Here is an 18,910-nt window from a genome sequence, read left to right on the forward strand (position 1 = left end):
CCATGGGACACGGACACTGGGACGACAACGCCTACGCCGCCGCGAAAACCTTCCGCGCGGCCAAGGGCGAGGACGACTTCGGCTACACCGCCGATCTTCGCGCCAAGCCCGCGAAGGAGTGGAAGGTCGCACCCGCGCTCGATCCGCTCGACGCCGTCCGGGAATGCCGGGATTCGGCCGACCACGCCGATTCGACGCCGATCGCGGTGCTGTTCGACGTCACCGGCTCGATGCGCCGGGTGCCGCGGGTCATGCAGGGCAAACTCGGCAAACTGCACGGATTGCTGAAGCGCCGCGGTTATCTGGCCGATCCGCAGGTCCTCTTCGGCGCGATCGGCGACGCCGACAGCGACCGGGTGCCGTTGCAGGTGGGGCAGTTCGAATCGGACAACCGGATGGACGAGCAGCTGCGCACGATCTTCCTCGAAGGCGGTGGCGGCGGGCAGAAGAGCGAATCCTACGAACTTGCCGCCTATTTCATGGCACGGCACGTGGTCACCGACGCGTGGCAGAAACGCGGTCGCAAGGGCTACCTGTTCCTCATCGGCGACGAGCTGAACAAGCCCGCGCTGGAGGCCCGCCACCTCCAGCGCGTACTCGGTGACGACGTCCGGGAGGACATCGATCCGGCGTCGGTGTACCGGGAACTGGCCCGCAAGTGGCACGTGTACTTCGTGCTGCCGAACCAGTCTTCGTACTACAACGATCCGGAGATCGGCGAGCACTGGAACGGCCTGCTCGGCCAGAACTTCCTGAAACTCGACGATCCCGGCGCGGTGTGCGAACTGATCGCGGCCACCATCGGACTGGAGGAACGGGTCGTCGACGTCGACCGGACCCTCGCCGACCTCGCGGACATCGGCTCGGTCGCCGAAAGCGCGGCGGTCGGCAAGGCGCTCGCGAAACTGGGCGCCCGATCGGCCGGCACCTCGGCGGTGCCCGACCCGGACGGGCCGAACGACGTGGTACTGCGATGAGCCTCCTGGACGGGCACGTGGTGGTGGTCGGGCTCGGTTTCGGCGACGAGGGCAAGGGAGCCGTGGTCGACGCGCTCTGCGCCGGACGGCCCACCACCGCCGTCGTCCGGTTCAACGGCGGCGCGCAGGCCGCGCACAACGTCGTCGCGGACGGGCGGCACCACACCTTCAGCCAGTTCGGGGCGGGCACGTTCGCCGGCGTGCCCACCCATCTGTCCCGGTTCGTGCTGGTCGAGCCGTTCGCGCTGGCCGAGGAAGCGCGACGGCTCGAAGTGGCGGGAGTCCGGGACCCGCTTTCACTGCTGAGCGTGGACGGCCGGGCGCTGCTCACGACCCCGTTCCACGTTCACGCCAACCGGGCGCGGGAGGACGCCCGCGGCGCGAACCGGCACGGCTCGTGCGGGAAGGGCATCGGCGAGACCGTCTGGTACTCGCTGCTGCCCGGGGCCGCGCCGGGTGCGGTGGTGGAGAACCAGGAGGTGATCGGGACGCCGGGGGAAGCGCCCACGGTCGCCGACTGCGCCCGGCCGCCGGTGTTGCGGCGCAAACTGGACGCGCTCGCGCGGTTCTACGCCCCGCTGGCCACTCCACCGCACGGCGTGGACGAACTGGTGGCGCTCTACCGCGATTTCGCGGGCGCGGTGCGGATCACCGACGGGGACGAGACGGGACGGCTGGCGGATTCCGGGCGGCTGGTGTTCGAGGGAGCGCAGGGGGTTCTCCTCGACCAGCACCACGGGTTCCACCCGCATACGACCTGGTCCACGACGACGCCGCACAACGCCCGCGCGCTGCTGGGCGGGCGCCCGCACGCCGTCGTGGGCGTCACGCGGACCTACCTCACCCGGCACGGCGCGGGGCCGCTCCCGACCGAGTCCGCCACCGTGCTCGCCCGGTTTCCCGAGGCGCACAACGGCACCGGCGAGTACCAGGGCACGTGGCGGGCCGGACATCTCGACGCGGCACTGCTGGACTACGCGATCGCGGCGTGCGAGGGCGTCGACGCCCTCGCGGTGACCCATCTCGACGCGAGCGGGCTGAAGGTCGTGCCCGCGGACGGCTCCCCCGCCGTCGACCTGCCGGATCCGCTGACGTGGTTCGGTGCCCGGCTGCCGGTGGCCGTCGCCGGGTACGGCCCGGACAGGGCCGGTTACCGGCTCGTGGAGACGAGGTCGACAATCAACGCGTGATCGAGTCGACGCCGGTGTCCGTTGACGTGCTGGTGGTGCGGTTCGCGCCCGCCGCCCGGACCGTGCTGCTGGGAATCGCGCCGCGGGCCGCCGAGCCTTTCCAGGGGGAACTCGCCCTGCCCGGGGTGCTGCTCGGGCTCGGGGAACGGCTGAGGGACGCGGCCACCCGCGCGGCCGTCACCAAACTCGGGCTGCCGCCCGGCGCGCTCTCGGCGACGGGACAGCTCGCCACCTTCGACGAGCCGAACCGTGATCCGCGGGGCCCGACGCTCTCCATCGCCTTGTGGGCCACCACGTCCCCCGCGCTCGACGAGCCGGGGAACGTGGTGTGGACTCCGCTGGACGAGGTCCCGCCGCTGGCGTTCGACCACGACCGGATCGTCGCGGACTGCCGTCCGCTGCTGGCCGACCGGCTGTGGCGCGACGTCTCCTTCACCGCCGGGCTGCTGGGCCGGACGTTCACCACGGCCCAAGCGCTCGACGTCACCGAAGCGCTGACCGGGGACCGCCCCTATCCGGCCAATCTGGGCCGGACCATGGAACGGGTCCCCGGCCTGCGGCGGACCACCGAGCACGCGGCCGCCCTCCCGAAAGGAGGACGGCCGCCTTCGCTGTGGCGCTGGGAATGACGGGTTGGCCGACGGCGAAGTGTCGGGAGTCCATGAAGGACTCCTTCCCGTCCTGGAGGGTCCCTTCGAGACACTTGCCGCCGACTCGATCACGGTCACGCACTGTAACTAGTGGCACGCAAGTGTTACCGCTCGTGAGGGGTGTGTGGATTCAGGGACGTTGAACGTCCCTGAATCCACACACCTCGCTTCGGTCACCGACCGGTCAGACGGTAGTCACTCGGACATTGTCGTTCGGCTTGTGTCCCTTGTGGACGACCGGGGACGTCGGGTGCCGCCCCTGGCAACGGGTTTCAGATTCCGCAGGAGGACGCCGACCAGAACCGGCTGGACCGGTGCGCCACATGCGTGTGATCGTCGTGGCCCGGGTAGCCCGGCCCGAGGATCTCGCTGAACCCGTGGTTGCGGGCCTGCCGCGCGAGACCGCAGAAGCCCTGCGACCCGGCCCCGAGGTCGACGGCGTCCCCGTAGAGGTGACGGCTGTTCGTCGCGCCGCCGACCGCGTTGTTGCAGGCGACACTGCGGAAGCCGCCGTTCACGTCGATCGGCCGGTCGCCCATGGCGTGCCGCATCGCCTGCAGCTTCCACATCGACACCAGCGCGTTGGCCTTCGCCGTCGCGGCCGGGACGTTGCCGCCCGACCAGTCCGAGTTGCACTGGTTCAGTTCGGCGTAGGTGAAGTTGACCGGCGTGCAGTCGTTGTCCTGCAGCTCGTAGATCTTCGCGAACGTGGCCGGTCCGGCGACGCCGTCGGCGCCCAGCCCGTACGCCTGCTGGAACCGCGTGACGGCGGCCTTGGTGCCCGCGCCGAACTGGCCGTCGAGGGCCAGCACGCCGCCGTAACCGGGGTAACCGGCGACCCGGATCTGCAATTGCCGGACGTCGTCCCCGGACGCGCCCTCGGACAGGGTGCGTCCCCAGGTGTAACAGGCGTCGGCGGCGGTCACGTCCCCCGCGGTCACCGGGCCCGGATCGGCGGCGGCCGGAGCGGCCACCGCGGTGCCGAGCCCGGCCACGAGGGCGAGCATGGGCAGCAGAAGACGAATACGCATGACAGGAACACCTTTCAAGGCAGGGAAGGTGAGTCCCGTGACCCCCACGGGATGTCAACGATTCACTGCCCAGCAGGCTAACGTGTCTTCACCTGGCGCACTGTGGGTCGTTCGACCCACAGAGGTGCCCGGCCTCGTGAGTGGTGATGACGGTCAGAACCACCATTACCGCTCACGAGGCGGGGAAGTCCTCCTCGCGGAACTCCCCCGGCGGCCGTTCGCCGGCGCCGGTCTCGCGGCCCCGCAGTTCGACCCGCCGGATCTTGCCGGAGATCGTCTTCGGCAGCTCCGCGAACTCCAGCCGCCGGATCCGCTTGTACGGCGCCAGGTTCTCGCGGCAGAAGGCCAGGATGGACGCCGCCGTCTCGGCCGTGGGCGCGTGGCCGTTCGAGAGCACGACGTACGCCTTCGGCACCGCGAGCCGGATCGGGTCGGGCGCGGGGACCACGGCCGCCTCGGCGACGGCTTCGTGTTCCAGCAGGACACTTTCCAGTTCGAACGGTGAGATCCGGTAGTCCGACGCCTTGAAGACGTCGTCGGTCCGGCCCACGTAGGTGATGTAGCCGCGTTCGTCGATCGAGCCCACGTCACCGGTGTGGTAGAAGCCGTTCGCGAAGGCCGCGGCGGAGCGCTCTTCGTCGTCCGCGTAGCCGGTCATCAGCCCGACCGGCCGCTTGTCGAGGTCGAGGCAGATCTCGCCCTCCCGCGCGCGTTCGCCGGTAACCGGGTCGACGAGCGCGACGGTGAAACCGGGCAGCGGGCGGCCCATCGACCCCGGCACGACCTCCTGTCCGGGAGTGTTGGCGATCTGGACGCTGCTCTCGGTCTGCCCGAAACCGTCGCGGATCGTGACGCCCCAGGCCTTTTCGACCTGGTCGATCACTTCGGGATTGAGCGGCTCGCCCGCGCCGACCACCTTGCGCGGCGGCGTCTTCAGCACGGTCAGATCCGCCTGGATCAGCATCCGCCACACCGTCGGCGGTGCGCAGAAACTGGTGATACCGCACCGTTCCATCTGCGCCATCAGGGAAACCGCGTCGAACCGCGCGTAGTTGTAGAGGAACACCGTCGCTTCGGCGTTCCACGGCGCGAAGACGTTGCTCCACGCGTGTTTCGCCCAGCCCGGCGAGGAGATGTTGAGGTGGACGTCGCCCGGTTCGAGGCCGATCCAGTACATCGTGGACAGATGGCCGATCGGATACGAGACCTGCGTGTGCTGCACCAGTTTCGGCTTCGCCGTCGTGCCGGAGGTGAAGTACAGCAGGAGCGGGTCGTCCGCCGCGGTCGGTCCGTCCGGGGTGAAGCTCTCCGGCTGCTCGTAGGCGTCCACGAAGGACTGCCAGCCCTCGACCGGTTCACCGACGGCGATCCGGGTGTAGTCGCCCGCGACGTTCTCGAACTTGTGCGCGTCGACCGAGCGGATCACCACGTGTTTCGCCGCGCCCCGCTCGACCCGGTCGGTGAGGTCCGCCGGGCCGAGCAGGGTCGAGGCCGGGATGATGACCGCGCCCAGTTTGATCGCGGCGAGGATGGTCTGCCACAGCTCACCCTGGTTGCCCAGCATCAGGATCAGCCGGTCGCCCCTGGCCACGCCGAGCGAGCGCAGCCAGTTCGCGACCTGATCCGACCGGCGCGCCATCTCCGGATAGGTCCAGCGGTTCTCGATGCCGTCCTCTTCGACGATCCACAGCGCGTACCGGTCCTGATTGGCCGGATCGGCCGCGACGACGTCGAACCAGTCCAGCGCCCAGTTGAACTCGGCCGGCCGGGGCCAGGTGAAGTCCCGATACGCGGTTTCGTAGTCCTCGCGATGGGCCTGCAGGTAGTCCCGTGCCTCGCGGAACGTGCGGTGTGCCTCCGAAGCGCTCACGATCTTCCTCCTGGTCCGCCGGGTGGCCGCGGGTTCTTTCTACTCTCCCTTGAACTCGGGCGCGCGCCGCTCGAGGAAGGCCTGCACGGCCTCGCCGAGGTCCTTGCTGGGCAGGAACGCCGCGTTCCAGGCCGAGACGTAGCGCAGGCCTTCGGCGACCTGGCGTTCGGTGTTGGCCGACAGCACGTTCTTGGTGCCCTGCACGACCAGCGGCGGGTTGGCGGCGATCTCCCGCGCCATCCCGCGCGCTTCGGCCAGCAGCGTCTCCTGGTCCGCGTAGACGTCGTTGACGAGGCCGATCTTCTCCGCGCGGGCGGCGTCGACGTCCTTGCCGGTCAAGGCCAGTTCGCGCAGGTGCCCCTCGCCGATGATCGGCGCGAGCCGCTGCAGGCTGCCGAGGTCGGCGACGATCGCGACCTTGACCTCGCGCACGCTGAACTTCGCGTCCGCGCTCGCCAGGCGGACGTCGGCGGCCGCGATCACGTCGACACCGCCGCCGATGCACCAGCCGGAAATGGCGGCGATGACCGGTTTGCGGCATTCGGCGATCGAGGACACGCTCGCCTGCAGGCTCTTGACCTCGTCGAGGAACTTCGTCCGCGGCCCCGCGAGCGCGTCGCCGCCGAGCATCTCGCCCCAGCTGGGCATCATCGCGGGCAGGTCGAGCCCGTAGGAGAAGTGCTTCCCGCTGCCGGTCAGCACGACCGCCCTGACCTGGGGGTCCGCGTCGAGGGCGCGGAAGACGATCGGCAGTTCACGCCAGAAATCGGGGCCCATCGCGTTGCCCTTGGACGGACCGAGCAGCGTCACTTCGGCGACGTGCCCGTCGATCTCCACCTTGAGCGAAACGAGATCGGGAAGACTGTCAGCTGTAGCGGTCATGGGGTCATCTTGACTCATGTGATTGACAGGCTGCCAACGGCCACTGTGCCCGGGCGGGCCTGAGATGCTTTCCTGGTATCACCGGGTACTACCGGTGAGTACCCCGACGATCGACGAAGGACGGTGGGAGATGAGCCCGGCCAGCAGTGCCACCGCGGTCGCCGACCTGCCCGCACTGATCCCCGGACGGCACCGGGAACGCTCTTCCCGGCCGATCGAGCTGTCGGGATCCTTCACCCATGAGGGGCACCGGCTCGCCTACACCGAGTTCGGTTCCGGCGACCGGGTGGTCGTCCTCACCCACGGCATCATGCTGACGCGGCGGATGCACGCCCCGCTCGCCCGCAAGCTGGCGCGCGCCGGCTTCCGCGCGGTGACGCTGGACCTGCTCGGTCACGGCGACTCGGACCGGCCCACCGACTCGTGGCTGTACTCGATGCCCGCGTTCGCGGAGCAGACCGTCGCTCTCCTCGACCACCTGGAGATCGACGCCGCCGTCATCGGCGGGACGTCGCTGGGCGCCAACGTCGCGCTCGAGGTGGGCGTCGCCGCGCCCGAACGCGCGCTCGGGCTGGTCGTCGAGATGCCCGTGCTGGACAACGCGATCGTCGCCGGGCTGATCACCTTCGCCCCGCTGCTCATGGCCGCCCGGTTCCTGCCGGTGACCGTGCAGGGTGTGGCGCTGGCGGCGAAACTCGTCCCGCACGGCAACCAGTGGGTCGACGTCGTCACCGACACGCTGTCCCAGGAACCCGCGCCGATGGCCGCACTCCTGCACGGCGTGCTCTTCGGCCGGATCGCTCCGCCCAAGTCGGTCCGGCGGACGATCGAGACCCCGGCCCTGGTCATCGGGCACGAACGCGACCCGATCCATCCGTTCGGGGACGCCGACACGCTGGCCGCGGACATGCCGGCGGCCGAGTTCGTCCAGGCGAGGAGCCCGGTCGAACTGCGCTTCGACCCGAGTCGGCTGACCGAGGCGATCGCCGGATTCTCCGCGCGCTGCCATGACCGCTGAGCCGGAGCCGTCCCGGGATCCGGGCGCGACGGAACTGCGGACCGCACGACTGCTCTTGCGTCGTCCCCTGCCCGAAGACCTCGACGCGATCTACGCGCTCCACACCGATCCGGAGGCCTGTGCGCACAACCCGTCGGACCTGCTGGAGACCCGCGAGGACGCGGAACTGCTGCTGCTCCGCTGGTCGGACCAGTGGGACCAGTACGGGTTCGGGTACTGGACGGTCCGGCGGCGGGATTCGCCGGAGTCGCTGGGGTTCTGCGGCGTGAAGGTCGTCGGCTTCGGCCGTCACGCGGTCTTGAACCTCTTCTACCGGTTGTTCCCGTCCGCCTGGGGTTCCGGGTACGCCGTCGAGGCCGCGACGGCGGCGATGGGCTGGGTGCGCGCCCACCGGCCGGACGACCTCGTGATCGCCCGCGTCCGGCCGGAGAACGTGGCGTCGCAGCGGGTGGCCCTCCGGGCCGGTCTGGTCAGGGCGAGTGACTTCGACACCCCCGGCGAGGACGGGGCCGACTGGTTCTACATCGCGGGCGGGGACCACGAGGGCTGAGCCAGCCCCGCCACCGGACCGAAGACGATCACCGCGGGCGGCCGCACCCCGGCCGCCGCCGCGTCCTCGACCACACTGTCCAAAGTGGATCGAAGAACCCGCTGCGTGCGCATCGTGCCGTCCTCGACGATCGCGACCGGGGTGTCCCCCGGCCGTCCGTCCAGGAGCGCCTTCGCGAACAGCGGGAGCCGCTCGACGCCCATCATCAGCACGATGGTGCCGCGCATCTTCGCCAGCAGATCCCAGTCCACCAGCGACTTCTCGTCACCCGGCGCGACGTGGCCGGACACCACCACGACCTCGTGGGCGACGCCACGGTGGGTCACCGGGACGTCCGCCGCGGCGGGGACGGAGAACGCGCTCGTGATGCCGGGGACCATCGTCACCGGGATGCCCGCTTCGGCGCAGGCGAGGACCTCTTCGAAGCCGCGGCCGAACAGGTACGGGTCGCCACCCTTGAGCCGGACGACGAACTTGCCCGCCTTGGCCCGCTCGATCAGCGTGGAGTTGATCACGTCCTGGCTGGCGGCGCGGCCGTAGGGGATCTTCGCGGCGTCGACGATCTCGACGTCGGGCGAGAGTTCGTCGAGCAGTTCGCGCGGGGCCAGCCGGTCGGCGACGACGACGTCGGCCCTGGCGAGGAGACGGCGGCCGCGGACGGTGATCAGCTCCGGATCGCCGGGGCCGCCGCCCACCAGCGCGACACCGGGAAGGTCGTCGTGGGCGTCCGGCACGCGGCCGTCGGCGACGGTGCCCGCCCGGAGGCCGTCGAGGATGCTGTCCCGGACGGACGCCGACCGCAGCGGCTCCCCGCCGGAAAGGACGCCGACCAGGAGGCCGCCGTGCCTGCCCGAAGCCGGGGTGACGGCGCTGCCGAGGTCTCCGTCGTCGGCGCGGACGCAGAACACCCGCGCGCGTTCGGCTTCGGCGCAGACGGCGGCGTTGACCTCGGGGTCGTTCGTGCAGGCCAGCGCGTACCAGGCGTCGGCGAGGTCGCCCTCGGTGTAGCGGCGCTCGTGCCAGACGATCTCCCCCGCGTCGGCCATGGCGCTCACCGACGGCGTCGTATGCGGTGAGACCAGTTCGACCCGCGCGCCGGCGCCGATCAACCGCGGCAGGCGGCGCTGGGCGACCGTCCCGCCACCGATCATCACGACACGACGGCCGGCCAGGTCGAGGCCGGAGAGGTAATGCGGGTCATCCATGCGGGGCAGTGTAAGGATTCAGTGGCCCGGACCGCGATCCGAGTGAGAACCGCCTCAGCGTTCCAGCAGGGTCAGCAGCTCGGTGTTGCCGAACATCTTGGCCGCGTCGATCGCCGACGGCTCCCCCGCCGCCGGGTCCGCACCGCCCGCGAGGAGCGCTTTCACGACGCCGGGCTCGTTCTTGAAGACCGCGCCGGCGAGCGGGCTCTGACCTCGGTCGTTCGCGCGGTTCGGATCGGCGCCGCGCTCGATCAGCGCCGCGACGGTCTCCGCGTGACCGTGATAGGCGGCGAGCATGACGAGTGTGTCGCCACGGTCGTTGGTCAGATTCGCCGAGACACCCGCGTCGACGTACGCGACGAGATCGGCCGTCGCGCCGGCCCTGGCGTAACCGAACACCTTCGCCCACAGCGCGAGCAGTTCGGGGTCGAATTCCTCGGGCTGCCCGGGGTTCGCAGTCATACGGCGATTCTTCCACAGGAACCGCCGTCCGGGCGGCGCGTGAACACCGCCCGGACTCCATGCCTCAGCGGCCCGCGTTGGGATAGGGAAGCAACGCCATCTCACGGGCGTTCTTGATCGCCGTGGCGACCTGTTTCTGCTGCCGGGGCGTCAGCCCGGTGACCCGGCGGGCACGGATCTTGCCCCGGTCGGAGATGAACTTCCGCAGCAGATCGGCGTCCTTCCAGTCGACCTCGGTGATCTTGTTGGCGTGCAACAGGTTCGTCTTGCGCTTGAGGGGGCGGTCCCGCGTCGGTCGTGCCATGGCGCTCACCAGCTCGACTTCGTGACGCCGGGCAGCTCGCCGTTGTGCGCCATCTGGCGCATCCGGACCCGCGAGAGCCCGAATTTCCGCAGGTAGCCGCGGGGGCGCCCGTCGGCGGTGTCACGGTTGCGGATCCGGGTCGCGCTGGCGTCCCGCGGCATCGCCTGCAGCGCCGACACCGCGGCCGCCTTCTCCTCGGGGGACGCGGAAGGCGAGGCGATGGTGGCCTTCAGCGCACGCCGTCGCTCGACGTGGCGCGCGGCGATCACCTTGCGCTGCTCGTTCTTGGCGATCTTGGACTTCTTGGCCATCAGCGCTCCTCCTTGAACTCGACGTGCTTGCGCGCGACCGGGTCGTACTTGCGCAGCACCATGCGGTCCGGGTCGTTGCGGCGGTTCTTCTTCGTGACGTACGTGTAGCCGGTCCCGGCCGTCGAGCGGAGCTTGATGATCGGCCGGATGTCGGTGCTCTTGGCCATCAGAGCTTCACCCCTTTCGCGCGGAGTTCGGCCACCACGGCCTCGATCCCCCGCTTGTCGATGGTCTTCATGCCCTTCACCGAGACCCGCAGCCGGACCCAGCGCCCCTCGCTCGGCACGAAGTACCGCTTGGCCTGCAGGTTCGGCTCCCAGCGCCGGGACGTGCGCCGATGCGAGTGCGACACCTGCTTCCCGTAGCCCGGTTTGCGGCCGGTGACCTGGCACACGGCTGACATGCACCCTCCCAAGTTGATATCGGTTGTCGTTTTCATTTACTCTACACAGCCGAACCAGAACGCCCTCGACGCCCCGGAGCTTCAGTGACCGACAACCCCCGCGTGCCCCTCGTCCTGATCGGTGGCCTCGCACCGGGACCGAACGCCGACCTCGCCGAGCGGCTGCGCCTTGCCGAGCCCGGCACCGCCGTCGTGCATCACGACCTGAGGCAGATCCACTCCGGAGTGGTCAAGCGGCGGATCCGGCTCGGCGACGGCGACCAGCTGACGATCCTCGAACTGGCGCACGGCTGCGTGTCGTGCACACTGCGCGAAGACCTGCTGCCGCTGCTGCGCAAGCTTGCGCGGATGCCGCAGGTGCGGCGGATCGTGGTCCGGCTCGACGAGGCCATGGAGCCCGAGCCGGTGAGCTGGGCGCTGCGGAACGTCCTCGTCGGCGACAGCCCGGTGATCGAGGACGTCGATCTCCAGGCCGTGCTCGCCGTCGTCGACTGCGAGAGCTGGCTGACCGACGCCACCGGCGACGAAACGCTGGCCGAACGGAACATCCAGGCCAGCCCCGAGGACGAGCGCACCGTCGCCCAGGTCGCGCTGGCCCAGGTCGAGTTCGCCGACCTGCTCGTCCTGGCCGGCGCGGCGACCGACGCCTGGTCCGCGGCGAAGGCGTCGGCCGTCCTCGACCGGGTCGCGCCGTCGATCCCCCGGATCGAACTGTCCGAAGTGGACGGCGCGACCGTGCTCGGCGCCGTCCCGCCCGGCGCCCGGCGCGGTGAGGTCACCGACATGCACGGACCGCTGCTGTACGGGGAACCGCCGTTGCACACCGACTGCGGGATCGGGCTGCTCACCTTCACCGCGCAACGGCCGTTCCACCCGGAGCGCCTGCACGACGCGATCGACGTACTGCTCGACGGCGTCGTCCGGAGCCGGGGACGGCTCTGGGTGGCGAGCCAGCCGGACATGGCGCTCTGGATCGAGTCGGCGGGCGGTGGCCTCGGTGTCGGGCACGCGGGCCCGTGGCTCGCCGCCGACGGCGGACCGGACTGGGCCGACGTCTCCCCCGAACGCCGCACGCTCGCCTCCCTGCGCTGGGACCCGGTGTTCGGCGACCGTGCGCAGGAACTCGTCGTCGTCACCGATCAGGCCACCCCCGACGAGGTCGAGGCCGCCCTGCGCGGGGCGCTGCTGACCGACGGGGAACTCGCCGCCGGTGAGCGGGAATGGCTCCGCTACCCGGATCCGTTCGGCGAATGGCACGAAGAACCGTGTGAGGACACGGAAATCGACCCCGAGAAGCACGACGTGAACGTGTCGAACCGAAAGGACGAAACGCAGTGAAACCAGGTATCCACCCCGACTACCACCCGGTGGTGTTCAAGGACCTCTCCACCGGGGACGCCTTCCTGACGCGGTCCACCGCCACCTCCGAGCAGACCATCGAATGGACCGACGGCAACACCTATCCGGTGGTGAACGTCGAGATCAGCTCGTGGTCGCATCCGTTCTGGACCGGCAACCAGCGGATCATGGACAGCGCGGGCCAGGTCGAGAAGTTCCACCGCCGCTACGGCCGTCGTGGAGGTTCGAAGTAATGGCCGTCCCGAAGCGGAAGATGTCGCGCAGCAACACCCGGTCCCGGCGCTCGCAGTGGAAGGCCGCCGTGCCGGACCTGGTGCCGATCAAGGTGAACGGCGAGACGAAACTGGTGCCCCGCAAGCTGATGAAGCACTTCCATCAGGGTGGGGAATGACGACGCCGGTCACGGTGCTGTCCGGGTTCCTCGGCGCGGGGAAGACGACCGTGCTCAACCACGTCCTCGCCAACCGCGAAGGACTGCGGGTCGCGGTGATCGTCAACGACATGAGCGAGGTCAACATCGACGCCGCGCTGGTGCGGGACGGCAACAGCCTGTCCCGCACCGAAGAGCGGCTCGTCGAGATGACCAACGGATGCATCTGCTGCACCCTGCGCGACGACCTGCTGGAAGAGGTCTCGCGGCTCTGCGCGGACGGCCGGTTCGACTACCTGCTCATCGAATCGAGCGGGATCTCCGAGCCGATGCCCGTGGCGGCGACGTTCTCGTTCGCCCGCGAGGACGGCGCCACCCTGCTGGACACCGCGCGTCTCGACACGATGGTGACCGTGGTCGACGCGGTGAACTTCGAACGGGAACTGGCTTCGGGTGACGCGCTGACCGAACGCGAACTGGACCAGTACGAGGGCGACGAGCGGACGGTCAGCGACTTGCTGATGGACCAGATCGAGTTCGCCGACGTCCTCCTGCTGAACAAGGCGGATCTCGTCCCGGCCTCGTCCCTCGAACGGCTGACAGCGGTGCTGCGACGGCTGAACCCCGCCGCGGAAGTGGTCGTCTCGACGCACGGCCGGGTTCCGCTGGAGCGGCTGCTCGGCACCGGGCGTTACGACGTCGAGCGGGCACAGGAGGCGCCCGGCTGGGTGGCCGAACTCAACGGTGATCACGTTCCGGAGACCGAGGAGTACGGGATCTCCAGTGTCGTCTTCCGCTCCGGGCGGGCCTTCGATCCGGAACGGTTGTGGGATTTCGTCGAGCGGCTCGATTCCGGCGAGTACGGGACCGTCCTGCGGTCGAAGGGGTTCTTCTCCCTGGCGTCGCGGCCCGGGGTGACCGGGCTGTGGTCGCAGGCCGGGTCGGTCGCGCGGTTCGAGCCGCAGGGCGTCGAGGACGCGCCGAGGCAGGAACTCGTGTTCATCGGGGTGGGACTGGAGAAGGACGCTCTGCATGACGCGCTTCGGTCGTGTCTGTCCAGTGTGGACTTCGCCGGGGTGGATCCGTTCCCGGAGTGGGAGGCGGTGCACGTCCACTGAAGTGTCATGAGGGGTCCCTATAGGACGGATCTCGTCCTATAGGGACCCCTCATGACACACGCGCGCGGTCAGTGGTCGTCGTAGTGGTCCCCGTGCACGGCGTGGCGGTGACCGTCGTGCAGGTAGTCGACGTGGTCGCCATGCGGGACGGCGACATGGCCGCAGCCCTCGCCGTGGGCGTGGTCGTGGCCCTGATGCGGGACGTGGGCGCCGGCCTCGCACTCGTCGTAGTGTCCGTCGTGAGCGCGGTGCAGGTGACCTTCGTGCACGTAGTCGACGTGGTCGCCGTGGGGCACGGCGACGTGGCCGCATCCTTCGCCGTGGGCGTGCGTATGGCCGGCGTGTTCGGTGTGCGCGGCGGTCATCACCGGATCCTTCCTGATCGATCTTGCCTGATCAGGCGGACCGTAGCACCGGTTTTCGCGCCCGGCAGCGCTCTCACCCGACCGAGTATCCGCGCGTTTCGTCCTCTGGATGCGGTAGTTGCGCGTGCAAGCACCGCATCCAGAGGACGAAACGCGGGCAGTTCAGGACGAGCAGCAGCCACCGGCGGGCGCGGCACCTTCGTAGGCGTCGTGCCAGTTCCACCACGCGTACGCCGGGGTCTGCGGGTACCCCTCCGGCGAGTCCTCCCACTCCTCCTGGCGCCCCAGCGCGGTGATGTCGAGGTAGCTCCAGGTGCTCCCCATCGCCTCGTCGCCGCGATCGTTGACGAAGTACGTCCGGAACACCTGGTCACCCTCGCGGATGAAGGCGTTGGTGCCGTGCCATTCGCGGACACCGAAATCGACGTCGAAATCACCGGCGATCGTGTACCACGGCATCGTCCAGCCCATCCGCTTCTTCAGCCGCGCGAGATCCGCCTGCGATCCGCGTGAGGCGAAGGCCAGGGTGGTGTCGCGGGCGTTCAGGTGGGCGACGTGCGCGACCTGGTCGGCCACCAGCGAGCAGCCTTTGCAGGCGTGTTCGGGGAAACCGTCCACCCCGGGATCGAAGAACGCCCGGTAGACGATCAGCTGACGGCGTCCCTCGAACAGGTCGAGCAGGCTCACCTTTCCGGACGGTCCCTCGAACTCGTACGGCTTTTCGACCGCGACCCAGGGCATCCGGCGGCGCTCGGCGGCGAGCGCGTCACGGGCGCGGGTCAGCTCTTTTTCCTTCACCAGCAGGCGAAGCCGCGCTTCTTCCCATTCCGCCGGGGTGACCGTCTTCATCGCGCCAGCTCCGCGGGCAGCACGCTTTGCCGGTTCGGCCGCCCCTCGCCGGTGGTGATCAGCGCGCGCAGGCTGGTGCCGACGTAGAACGTCCACGCCTTGTGACACACCTCGAAGCATTCGTACTCCGGCACCAGGCCGTGATGCGTGAAGCGCGCTTCGGTCTTGCCGTCCTTCTCGGTGATCTCGAACGTGATCGTGGTGCCGACCCATTCGGTCTCGTCCCGGGTGAAGTCCAAGTGGTTTTCGAGGACCAGCCACGAGACCTTGCGGCCAGGCTCGGACTCCGTGATCCGCATCCGGCAGCGGTGGACCTCTTGGTAGTGGTAGTCGAACTCGTCGCCGACGCGCACCGTGCCGCCGTCGACCTCTTCCGACCACCAGCCGCGGACGTCGGTGAAGGCGTCGTAGACCTGCCGCGGCGTCTGGTCGACGGTGAAACTCGTCGTGAAGCTCATGATGATCCCTCCAGATGGTCTTTCAAGGCGGCGAGCGGGCCGTCCCAGTCGCGGGCCAGCGCCGCCAGGAACTGCTGGGCGACCTGCATCGGGGCCGAGCGCAGCCGGTAGCGCACGCGGCGCCGCTCCCCCTGTTCCGGGGTCACCAGTCCGGCGTCGGTGAGCAGGGCGAGGTGCTTGGCGATGGCCTGCCGGGTGATGGGCAGGCGCTCGGCGAGATCGGTCGCCGTGGCGGGGCCGCCCGCGGCGAGCGTGGCGAGGATGCTCCGCCTGCTCGGGTCGGCCAGTGCGACGAAGACCTGCTCGGCGATCGCTTCGGTGTCAGGCGGCATCGAGGTATTCGATCAGTTCGCCCAACTCGGCCGCCCACCCCTTCGTGTTCCCTTCGAACGCGACGCGGTGGGCTTCGTCCGGAAGCTGCGAGAAGCCGCTCTCGACGACCGTGAGGCGGGTGCCCGCACCGACCGGTTCGAGGGTGAACTCGACGTAGGTCCGGCGGGGGTCGTCGTCGGGCAGGCCGTAGATCTGCCAGGTGAAGCCGAAGATCTCCGGCTCTTCGACGCGTTCGACGCGCATGTTCGCCTTGTGCCCGTTGTCCCACTTCATCTCGGCGTCGCCGCCGGGCCGCAGGTCGATGGTCGCCTGGTTCCCGAACCAGGTGCCCAGTCCCTCGGCCGTGGTCAGCGCGGCCCAGACCTTGGCGGGCGGATGGGCGATCTCGACGGTGCGTTCGATGCGGTCGGGGAATCCCATGACGGCCTCCTCAAGTAGCAATCAGTCGGTTGCTATAACTTTGTATAGCAACCGACTGATTGCGTCAAGGGCGACTCAGGAGGCCGTGTACAGCGCGCCGAGGAACTCCAGCAGCAGCCGTTCCCGCAGCGAGCCGGGCGCGGCGGCCAGCAGTGCGTTGATCTCCGCCATCCGCGAAGGCAATCCGGCACCGTATCCGAGGCCCGCCGCCGCCAAGAGCCCGGCGAACTGTTCCGGAGTCAGCGTCCCGGGATCCAAGGCGCCGACGAACTCCGCCACCGTCGGGTCGACGACGACCGGGCCCGACTCGCGGGCGGCCGCCACGGAAGCGGCGAGATCGGCCAGGAAGGCCTTCTCGCTCCCACGGTTCGCGGCCGTCACGGTCAGGTGCAGGTTCGCGGGCGACGACTCGTGGGCGAACTGGGGCTGGACGTACCAGCCGCGCTCACGCATCTCGTCCGCGACGGTGAACAGGTCGAAACCCGCGTCGGCGTCCACGGTGAACGCGAGCAGCGTCGACACCGGATCGCCGAGGACGCGCAGCCCGTCCAGCGCCTCGATGCCGGCGCGAATCTCCACGGCCGCCTCACGCGCGGCCGAAGCCAGCTTCACGTACCCCTCGTCGCCGAGATGACGCACGACCGCCCACGCCGCGGCGAGCGGGCCACCGGACCGCGTGCTCTGCAGCGTGGTGTTGAGCATCGTGTAGCCGGGCCAGTCGGCGCTGGCGAAGTACTGCGTGCGCCGCAGTCCGGCGTTGGCGTGCAAGAGAACCGACACGCCTTTCGGGCAGTAGGCGTATTTGTGCAGGTCCACCGAGACACTGGTGACGCCGGGGACGTCGAAGCCGAACGGGCCGAGCCCCAGATACGGCAGGACCCAGCCGCCGATGCAGGCGTCCACATGGAACCGGACGCCGTCCAGCAGCGCCGCGATCTCCGGGATGGGGTCGAGGACGCCGTGGGCATACGACGGCGCGCTCGCGACGACGAGCACCGTGGTGTCGTCGACGGCGGCGGCCATCGCCCCGGGAACCGCGCGGAAGGTCACCGGATCGACCGGCACCGGAAGCACGCGGACACCGAAGAAATGCGCCGCCTTGTGGAACGCGGCGTGCGCCGTCGTGGGCAGCACGATGCTCGGCGACGTCACCTCCGGCCGCGCGTCGCGGGCGGCCAGCACCGCGAGCATGCACGACTCCGTACCGCCCGAGGTCACCGAGCCGACCGTCTCCGCCGTGCCGCCCAGCAGCCGCGCGGCGGTGCCGACGAGGTCGTTCTCCATCCGCAGCAGGCTGGGGAACGCGGTGGGGTCGAGGCCGTTGGCCGACGACGCCAGCGCGTGCGCCGCCGCGCCGAGTTCGTCCACTTCGGACAGACCGCTGTCGTAGACATAGGCGAGCGTCCGGCCGCCGTGCGTCGGCAGATCGCCCGCGCGCAGTTCCCGCAGTTCCCTCAGGACGTCCTCGGCGGTCACGACCGGCGCTCCAGCACCGACTTCCGGAGCAACGGGATGCCCAGCACGATCAGCACGGCCGGGAGGATCGACGCGCCGAGCAGGATCGCCGTGAGCGCGCTGTCCGGCTGCGCGGCCTTGGCGTCGAGACTGGACTGGTACCCGCCGAACTGCAGCACCAGCCCCCACAACCCCGGCCCGAGCGCCAGCCCCAGCGTCTCCGACGCGGTCCAGACCCCGGCGGCGACCCCGGCCCTGGTCTCCCCGGTCCGCTCCTCCTCGTCGCTGATCAGATCCGGCAGGATCGCCAGCGGGAACACCGAGATCCCCGCGTACCCGACGCCGCAGAAGGCGACGAACACCATCGTGACCGCGAACGGGAACACCTGGGCGCCGAGCAGCCCCAGCAGGCCGACGCCGAACGCGGCGGTGGCGATGCGGAAACCGGCGAGCTTCCCGAGGCTCGCGCCGAGCCTCGGCCACAGGGGCATGGTCAGCAGGGCCGGGCCGACGAAACCGACGAACAGGACCGTCGAATAGCCGGAGCTGCCGAGGATCCGCTCGGCGAAGAACGGGATCGCGGCCAGCACCGTGCCGATCCCGAGGGCCTGGATGAAATAGACCCCGAGCAGCCAGCGGAACGGCCGCCACTGCGCCAGCGTCCGGAGCAGCTCGCGCGGGCTCACCGTGTTCGGCCGCAGGGCGCCGACGGGGGCGTCCTTCAGGCCGAAGTACACGCCGAGCGTCGCGAGCAGGATGATCACGGCGATGAACACGCCCATCAGCCGGTACCCGGCGATACCGCCGACGAGGTCGGTGATCGCGGGCGCGCCGCCGCCGGAGACCAGGATGGCGACCGCGAGGAAGCCGATCCGGACGCTGGTCAGCTTCGTGCGTTCCTCGGCCGAGTCGGTCAGCTCGGCGGGCAGTGCGTTGAACGGCACCTGGAAGAACGCGTACGCGGTGGCGCACAACAGGAACGCGACGACGACGTAGATCGCGTCGGGCACCGGGTCGCCGAAGCCGGGGTGCGCGAACAGCGCCGCGAAGAGGACCGAGACGCCGATGCCGCCGTAGAGCAGGAATCGGCGTCGGCTGCCGGTGCGGACCATGTCCGCGTCCGAAAGCCGTCCCGCGATCGGGTTGAACAGCACGTCCCACGCCTTGGGAACGAACACGATCACGCCGGCCACACCCGCCGGGACGGCCATCGTGTCGGTGAGGTACTTCAGGAGGAGCAGGCCGGGAACCGTGCCGAAGGCGCCGGTGACGAACGAGCCGAGCGAGTAGCGATACCTCGTCCGTGCTGGCAGGGCTGCCATGATCCTCC

Annotated in this window: 25 protein-coding genes; 9 read left to right on the plus strand and 16 right to left on the minus strand. The window is 69.8% G+C overall.

Features of this window, described 5'->3' with window-relative positions; translation table 11 throughout:
• Positions 1–2 precede the first annotated feature (2 nt).
• Genes L324_RS06830 through L324_RS06840 form a run of 3 tightly spaced genes read left to right on the plus strand, consistent with a single transcriptional unit; the run spans position 3 to position 2,796 of the window.
• A complete protein-coding gene (locus L324_RS06830; protein WP_037305131.1) occupies positions 3–977 on the plus strand; it encodes a hypothetical protein in 975 nt (324 codons plus the stop codon).
• The gene (locus tag L324_RS06835; RefSeq protein ID WP_037305132.1) at positions 974–2,167 is read left to right on the plus strand and encodes an adenylosuccinate synthetase; all 1,194 of its coding nucleotides are present in this window, start codon (positions 974–976) and stop codon (positions 2,165–2,167) included. Before L324_RS06830 ends, L324_RS06835 begins: the two co-directional genes overlap by 4 nt.
• The gene (locus L324_RS06840) at positions 2,164–2,796 is read left to right on the plus strand and encodes an NUDIX domain-containing protein (RefSeq protein WP_037305134.1); all 633 of its coding nucleotides are present in this window, start codon (positions 2,164–2,166) and stop codon (positions 2,794–2,796) included. The genes L324_RS06835 and L324_RS06840 overlap by 4 nt, the downstream gene beginning before the upstream one ends.
• Before the next feature lie 293 nt (positions 2,797–3,089).
• On the opposite strand, the gene L324_RS06845 is transcribed toward L324_RS06840, so the two are convergent.
• The 3 genes from L324_RS06845 to L324_RS06855 all read right to left on the minus strand — a co-directional run bounded on the left by L324_RS06845 (position 3,090) and on the right by L324_RS06855 (position 6,600).
• Positions 3,090–3,848 (minus strand): D-Ala-D-Ala carboxypeptidase family metallohydrolase, encoded by a 759-nt coding sequence (locus tag L324_RS06845; RefSeq protein WP_037305136.1) that lies wholly within the window; start codon positions 3,846–3,848, stop codon positions 3,090–3,092.
• Positions 3,849–4,020: 172 nt separating this feature from the next.
• Positions 4,021–5,718 (minus strand): AMP-binding protein, encoded by a 1,698-nt coding sequence (locus L324_RS06850; protein WP_037305138.1) that lies wholly within the window; start codon positions 5,716–5,718, stop codon positions 4,021–4,023.
• Positions 5,719–5,757: 39 nt separating this feature from the next.
• Complete coding sequence (locus tag L324_RS06855) at positions 5,758–6,600, minus strand: crotonase/enoyl-CoA hydratase family protein (protein ID WP_037305139.1); 843 nt, start codon at positions 6,598–6,600, stop codon at positions 5,758–5,760.
• Between the two features lie 130 nt (positions 6,601–6,730).
• Here L324_RS06855 and L324_RS06860 point away from each other — a divergent pair, with 130 nt between their 5' ends.
• Positions 6,731–7,618, plus strand: a complete 888-nt coding sequence (locus L324_RS06860; RefSeq protein ID WP_037305140.1) for an alpha/beta fold hydrolase — start codon at positions 6,731–6,733, stop codon at positions 7,616–7,618.
• Positions 7,608–8,168, plus strand: a complete 561-nt coding sequence (locus L324_RS06865) for a GNAT family N-acetyltransferase (RefSeq protein ID WP_051173707.1) — start codon at positions 7,608–7,610, stop codon at positions 8,166–8,168. Before L324_RS06860 ends, L324_RS06865 begins: the two co-directional genes overlap by 11 nt.
• On the opposite strand, the gene cobA is transcribed toward L324_RS06865, so the two are convergent.
• From cobA to rpmB, 6 genes are all read right to left on the minus strand, one after another.
• Positions 8,138–9,373 carry a uroporphyrinogen-III C-methyltransferase gene (gene cobA / locus L324_RS06870; protein WP_037305141.1) on the minus strand — a complete coding sequence of 412 codons (1,236 nt, stop codon included), beginning with the start codon at positions 9,371–9,373 and terminating at the stop codon, positions 8,138–8,140. The two genes, L324_RS06865 and cobA, sit on opposite strands and share 31 nt — an antisense overlap.
• A gap of 54 nt (positions 9,374–9,427) precedes the next feature.
• Entirely contained in the window at positions 9,428–9,835 is a 408-nt protein-coding gene (locus L324_RS06875; RefSeq protein WP_037305142.1) for an ankyrin repeat domain-containing protein, read from the minus strand.
• Between the two features lie 64 nt (positions 9,836–9,899).
• On the minus strand, positions 9,900–10,139 hold the full coding sequence (rpsR, locus tag L324_RS06880) for a 30S ribosomal protein S18 (RefSeq protein WP_438938441.1): 240 nt from the start codon (positions 10,137–10,139) through the stop codon (positions 9,900–9,902).
• Positions 10,140–10,144: 5 nt separating this feature from the next.
• Entirely contained in the window at positions 10,145–10,450 is a 306-nt protein-coding gene (gene rpsN / locus L324_RS06885; protein ID WP_037305145.1) for a 30S ribosomal protein S14, read from the minus strand.
• Complete coding sequence (gene rpmG / locus L324_RS06890; RefSeq protein WP_005149953.1) at positions 10,450–10,617, minus strand: 50S ribosomal protein L33; 168 nt, start codon at positions 10,615–10,617, stop codon at positions 10,450–10,452. The genes rpsN and rpmG overlap by 1 nt, the downstream gene beginning before the upstream one ends.
• A complete protein-coding gene (gene rpmB, locus L324_RS06895) occupies positions 10,617–10,853 on the minus strand; it encodes a 50S ribosomal protein L28 (protein WP_005149951.1) in 237 nt (78 codons plus the stop codon). The genes rpmG and rpmB overlap by 1 nt, the downstream gene beginning before the upstream one ends.
• An 84-nt stretch (positions 10,854–10,937) precedes the next feature.
• Between rpmB and mrf the strand changes: the two genes are divergently transcribed.
• The 4 genes from mrf to L324_RS06915 are packed head-to-tail and all read left to right on the plus strand — an operon-like array spanning position 10,938 to position 13,700.
• Complete coding sequence (mrf, locus tag L324_RS06900; RefSeq protein ID WP_037305146.1) at positions 10,938–12,191, plus strand: ribosome hibernation factor-recruiting GTPase MRF; 1,254 nt, start codon at positions 10,938–10,940, stop codon at positions 12,189–12,191.
• Positions 12,188–12,445: a type B 50S ribosomal protein L31 gene (locus tag L324_RS06905; RefSeq protein ID WP_005149945.1), complete on the plus strand. Its 258-nt coding sequence runs from the start codon at positions 12,188–12,190 to the stop codon at positions 12,443–12,445. The genes mrf and L324_RS06905 overlap by 4 nt, the downstream gene beginning before the upstream one ends.
• Positions 12,445–12,603, plus strand: coding sequence for a 50S ribosomal protein L32 (gene rpmF, locus L324_RS06910; protein WP_005149940.1), 159 nt, complete (start codon positions 12,445–12,447; stop codon positions 12,601–12,603). The genes L324_RS06905 and rpmF overlap by 1 nt, the downstream gene beginning before the upstream one ends.
• Positions 12,600–13,700 carry a GTP-binding protein gene (locus L324_RS06915; RefSeq protein WP_037305148.1) on the plus strand — a complete coding sequence of 367 codons (1,101 nt, stop codon included), beginning with the start codon at positions 12,600–12,602 and terminating at the stop codon, positions 13,698–13,700. Before rpmF ends, L324_RS06915 begins: the two co-directional genes overlap by 4 nt.
• A 68-nt stretch (positions 13,701–13,768) precedes the next feature.
• Here L324_RS06915 and L324_RS06920 read toward each other — a convergent pair whose 3' ends face one another.
• The 7 genes from L324_RS06920 to L324_RS06950 all read right to left on the minus strand — a co-directional run bounded on the left by L324_RS06920 (position 13,769) and on the right by L324_RS06950 (position 18,902).
• Positions 13,769–14,065 (minus strand): hypothetical protein, encoded by a 297-nt coding sequence (locus L324_RS06920; RefSeq protein ID WP_037305149.1) that lies wholly within the window; start codon positions 14,063–14,065, stop codon positions 13,769–13,771.
• 162 nt (positions 14,066–14,227) lie between these two features.
• Positions 14,228–14,914 carry a DUF899 domain-containing protein gene (locus L324_RS06925; RefSeq protein WP_037305151.1) on the minus strand — a complete coding sequence of 229 codons (687 nt, stop codon included), beginning with the start codon at positions 14,912–14,914 and terminating at the stop codon, positions 14,228–14,230.
• Positions 14,911–15,372, minus strand: coding sequence for an SRPBCC family protein (locus tag L324_RS06930; protein ID WP_037305154.1), 462 nt, complete (start codon positions 15,370–15,372; stop codon positions 14,911–14,913). Before L324_RS06930 ends, L324_RS06925 begins: the two co-directional genes overlap by 4 nt.
• Positions 15,369–15,704 (minus strand): ArsR/SmtB family transcription factor, encoded by a 336-nt coding sequence (locus L324_RS06935; protein ID WP_037305155.1) that lies wholly within the window; start codon positions 15,702–15,704, stop codon positions 15,369–15,371. The genes L324_RS06930 and L324_RS06935 overlap by 4 nt, the downstream gene beginning before the upstream one ends.
• On the minus strand, positions 15,694–16,125 hold the full coding sequence (locus tag L324_RS06940) for an SRPBCC domain-containing protein (RefSeq protein ID WP_037305156.1): 432 nt from the start codon (positions 16,123–16,125) through the stop codon (positions 15,694–15,696). Before L324_RS06940 ends, L324_RS06935 begins: the two co-directional genes overlap by 11 nt.
• A gap of 75 nt (positions 16,126–16,200) precedes the next feature.
• Complete coding sequence (locus L324_RS06945; RefSeq protein ID WP_037305157.1) at positions 16,201–17,601, minus strand: pyridoxal phosphate-dependent decarboxylase family protein; 1,401 nt, start codon at positions 17,599–17,601, stop codon at positions 16,201–16,203.
• Entirely contained in the window at positions 17,598–18,902 is a 1,305-nt protein-coding gene (locus tag L324_RS06950) for an MFS transporter (RefSeq protein WP_037305158.1), read from the minus strand. Before L324_RS06950 ends, L324_RS06945 begins: the two co-directional genes overlap by 4 nt.
• Between the last annotated feature and the right edge of the window lie 8 nt (positions 18,903–18,910).

It is taken from the genome of Amycolatopsis orientalis DSM 40040 = KCTC 9412, assembly GCF_000478275.1.
In the GTDB taxonomy this organism is placed as follows: Bacteria; Actinomycetota; Actinomycetes; order Mycobacteriales; family Pseudonocardiaceae; genus Amycolatopsis; species Amycolatopsis orientalis.